The organism is Candidatus Phytoplasma phoenicium, assembly GCF_001189415.1.
Classification (GTDB): Bacteria; Bacillota_I; Bacilli_A; order Acholeplasmatales; family Acholeplasmataceae; genus Phytoplasma; species Phytoplasma phoenicium.
Genome location: NZ_JPSQ01000058.1, coordinates 1 through 4,474 on the forward strand (window position 1 = coordinate 1; position 4,474 = coordinate 4,474).

Annotated in this window: 3 protein-coding genes; all 3 read right to left on the reverse strand. The window is 24.5% G+C overall.

Annotation, left to right across the window (positions count from 1 at the left end; translation table 11 throughout):
- Positions 1 to 59: 59 nt before the first annotated feature.
- The gene (locus AlmWB_RS01820) at positions 60 to 230 is read right to left on the reverse strand and encodes a hypothetical protein (protein ID WP_157022401.1); all 171 of its coding nucleotides are present in this window, start codon (positions 228 to 230) and stop codon (positions 60 to 62) included.
- 79 nt (positions 231 to 309) lie between these two features.
- The gene (locus AlmWB_RS01380; RefSeq protein ID WP_050337343.1) at positions 310 to 3,003 is read right to left on the reverse strand and encodes a PHP domain-containing protein; all 2,694 of its coding nucleotides are present in this window, start codon (positions 3,001 to 3,003) and stop codon (positions 310 to 312) included.
- 201 nt (positions 3,004 to 3,204) lie between these two features.
- Positions 3,205 to 4,474, reverse strand: a 1,270-nt coding sequence (gene lysS / locus AlmWB_RS01385) for a lysine--tRNA ligase (protein WP_050337345.1), incomplete at its 5' end; no start/stop codon positions are given.

Below are 4,474 nucleotides of genomic sequence, written 5' to 3' on the forward strand. Positions count from 1 at the left end.
AAAATAGTATATAATTTTATATATCAAAATGCTAACTCCAAATAAAATAATATAATTTTTTAAGAAATATTGGTTATCTTAAATTTTCTTTCATTTTGAAAAACTTTTATTTTGTTTTCATAATGACGTAAACAAATTAACCATAGCAAGCAGTCAAAAACAAACGTAATCACAACATCAAAACACATACCAGGAATAAAATATTTTTGGCAAAAATCATTCCAATTCATCAACTCTTGTCCTTTCTTTAATTTTTTTTGATCAAAAAAGTAAAAAAAGAAAAAAAGTAATAAATAATTTTCTCAGTTTTCATCTACTATGTTTGAAAGACAAAATATCATATAAATCAAAACCTAATATACGATAAACCTGCTCTTTAATCTGTAAGAATTGATATTCTTCACGTGTATTAAAATATAAAAATGAATCTTTTCTACTCGATAATAAATATTGTTCATGTTCAAAATTTTCTAAATCAGCTTGTTGCATTAAATCTTTCTTAGTTAAACCAAAATCATCAAAAACACTCATCCAAATTAAATTTTTTAATAAAGAAGAATTCAAAACAAAACGACATCTTTTTTTAAAATCAAAAAAATCAACAAATTGTTTTTTTTGTCTTTCTTTGATAATGAAAAGACTAATTTCTTCATTCATACCTGGAACAAAAGTCAAGGGCAATAAAAAACTATTATTAACAAATCGATAATTAATCGAACTAAGAAATAAATTAGGTAATAAAAAATTAAGCTTATATTCTTTTTTCATTTGTTTGAATAATTTAGCTGTTTCCAATAAGTTCTTTTGGTACTCATCTAAAAAAACCATAAAAAAAGGAACAAAATGATGAGTTTTTAAATAAGCCATTCTATAACTAATCAAAGAATAAGATACACTATGACTTTTATTAAAACTATATTTAGAAAATTGTAAAATATAATTAAAAACACGATTAGCTAAAAAAATAGAATGACCTTGTTTTACACTCTTATCCACAAAAATTTTTAATGCTTTTTGTTGTATTGTTTTATTTTGACTCAATTTTGTCATTAAAATTTCAGATTCCCCTAAATTATAACCTGCAAAACGCACAGCTATTTCCATTATTTGTTCTTGATAAAGAATAATGCCATAAGTATTCTTCAAAACAATATCAACATGGGGATGTAAATAAGTGAAGTTTTGATTTTGTTTATTTAAACAATAATGATTAATATAATTTTTGGGTCCAGGACGATTTAAAGCTAAAACTGCAACTAAATCATTAAAATTACAAGGTTTAACTTTTTTTAAAACTTCTTTAGCAGAAAAAGATTCTAATTGAAAAATATAATCTGTTTGTGCTTTTTGTAAATTTTTATATGTAGGTAGATCATCCAAAGGAATTCGATGCCAAGAAAAAGATATGGAATTTTTGATTTTGTTTAAAATTTTATTCACTAAAGAAAGATTTTTTAAACTTAATACATCAATTTTTAATAATCCTATATTTTCTAATTGTTTTGCATCAAATTGTGTTTGATATAAACAAGGCAAATGCGTTTGTTGATTCCTTTGAACAGGCAAAGAAGTAAATAAATTTTTATTACTAATAATAAGACCAGCAGAATGCTTCCCTGTAAAACGAGGGATTCCTTCAATTTGATGTGCTATGGAATCTAAATCAATCTTATCCAAAAATTGTTCAAAAAAAACTTTTTTTTGTAACTCAGGTATCATTCTTAAAAAAGATTTAGCAGTCCAAGTATTGAAAGTAATAATACTAGCTACATAAGCAGCACCATATTTATGAACAATATATTGTAAAACAGTTTTAATTTGATCATCAGGGAAATCAAGGTCAATATCAGGTTTTTTTCTACGTTGCGGATTTAAAAATCTTTCAAATAACAAATGATAAACTAAAGGATCAATTTCTGTGATATCCAAAAGAAAACAAATTAAGGAACTAGATGAAGATCCTCTTCCTGGTCCTACTAAAATCCCTTTATTTTTCGCAAAACAAACAATATCTGATACAATCAAAAAATAATCAGCATAATCCATATCATGAATAATTTGCAATTCTTTTTCTAAACGTTGTCGATAAGTAATTGGAATTCTTGAACCCACAAACAACTTAGATTCTAAAGCTTGATGAGTTTTTTGTTTTAAATAATCAAAAGAATTTATGTTGTTATTGGGTGAAAAAACAGGTATTCTAAATGACTTTAAACCGACATATTGATATTGAATACTAGAAATTAATTCTGATAAATTCAAAAACATTTGAGAATAATTTTGATAATAAACTTGATAAAGTTTATCTTTTTGCTCTATAGTCAAAAATTGAAACGATAAATTATGATTTTGGATTTTGCGCAAAATAGTATGTTGATTAGTTAATTGAGCCATTATTTTATAAACAGGCATTTCAGCTTCTGTCAAATATTTGGTTTGATGGGTAGGAACGATTTTAATTTTATATAACGCAACCCATTGTAAAAGAATTTCTGTAAACATTTCTAATTCATCCGATTGCAAAGATAAACCAAAATAAAAATGTTGACAATATTCCTTTAATTTTTGAATTACTTGTTGAAAAACATTTGATTTTAATAAATTATCAAAAAAACAATCAATATTGGATAAAATAACAAAAAGATTATTTTGAAAAAAACTTAATTCCTTTAAAGTAATAGGACGATTTTGTATTTGTAACAAATTAGAAATTTGAATTAAATGGCGAATACCTTGATCATTCAAAGCATAAATTAAAAAACTAACTTGAGGAATTGCAGTTATAATATTTTTTAAATCCAAAGTAATTTTCATGCCTATAACAGGTTTAATTTTATATTGATGACATAAAGTAAAAAACTCAACCATGCCATATAAATTATGATGATCACTTAAAGCAACAAAATCATAATGATTTTCTTTAGCTTTTTTCACCAAAGATTCCAAAGAATTAACACTTTGCATAATACTATAAAAACTTTGAAGATAAAAAACACCTTTCATATCTAACCTTCTTTTTTAGAACCTTTTTATTAATGAATAAATACTCTGATTCATATAATATTTAAATCAAAGTATCAGAGTTTCAAATATTTTCATAATCTAATTAATATCTTAAAACTTAGTTAATTATAATAAATAAAACAAAAAAAGATATAAATAAACCTTTATTTATGAAAAAAATTTTTCATAATTATTGTAGTTTTATTTTTGAATATGTTTAAAATGGGGAAATAAAATCACATCTCTAATATTAGATGTATTAGTTAAAAGCATCACCAAACGATCTATTCCTAACCCCATTCCACCAGTAGGTGGCATTCCGTATTCTAAAGCTTCAATAAAATCTTCATCTAGTTCTTCTTCTGCTTCTTCATTACCTAATTGATTTTGTTTCAATTGTTCAATTAAACGATCTTTTTGTTCTATAGGGTTATTTAATTCACTAAAAGAGTTTACTAATTCTTTACCTACTACAAACAATTCAAACCTTTCGACAAATGATGGATTTGTTTTATTTTCACGAGCCAAAGGACTGATGTCTTTAGGATAATTATAAATAAAAGTAGGTTGAATTAAAGTATTTTCTACAAATTTTTCAAAAAAAGCTGTGATAATATCGCCTTTAGTATAAAATTTTTCTAAAATAATTTGATTTTCTTTTGCTAATTCTTTACATTGAGCTAAAGTCAAATATTGAGTAAAATCAATACCTGTACGTTGATGAATAATATTTAACATATCATATTTTTCAAATATAGCAAAATTAATAGAATGTTGTTTATATTGAAATTCTAAAGTTCCTAAGATTTTTTGGCAAACTTCTTTTAAACAATTTTCAGTCAATTGCATCATTCCGTCCATATTAGAATAAGCTAAATAAGCTTCTATGGTTGTAAATTCTGGATTATGGTTAGCATCAATCCCTTCATTACGAAAAATACGACCTATTTCATAAACAGCCTTCATGCCTCCAATAATTAATTTTTTAAGAGGTATTTCGGTTGCGATTCTTAAATAAAAATCTGAATTTAAAGCGTTATGATGAGTAATAAAAGGTTTAGCTGCTGCTCCGCCATAAATAGAATGTAAAATAGGCGTTTCAACTTCTAAAAAACCATGATTATTAAAAAAATTTCTAATTTCTTGAATAATTTTAATACGCGTTATAAAAATATTTCTAGTTTGTGAATTAATAATCAAATCAATATAACGTTTTTTTCTAATCACTTCTTTATTTTTTAATCCTTTGTGTTTGTCCGGTAAAGGAATTAAACTTTTGCTTAAATGAATGAATTCATTAGCTTTGATAGTCAATTCATTAGTTTTTGTAAAAAACAAATAACCTGTAACCCCAACAATATCTCCTAAATCAGCCATTTTATAAATTTGAAAAGATCTATCGTCAACTAATTTGGCATTAATATAAATTTGAACATCATGATTAAAATCTTGTAATTTACAAAAACCTGCT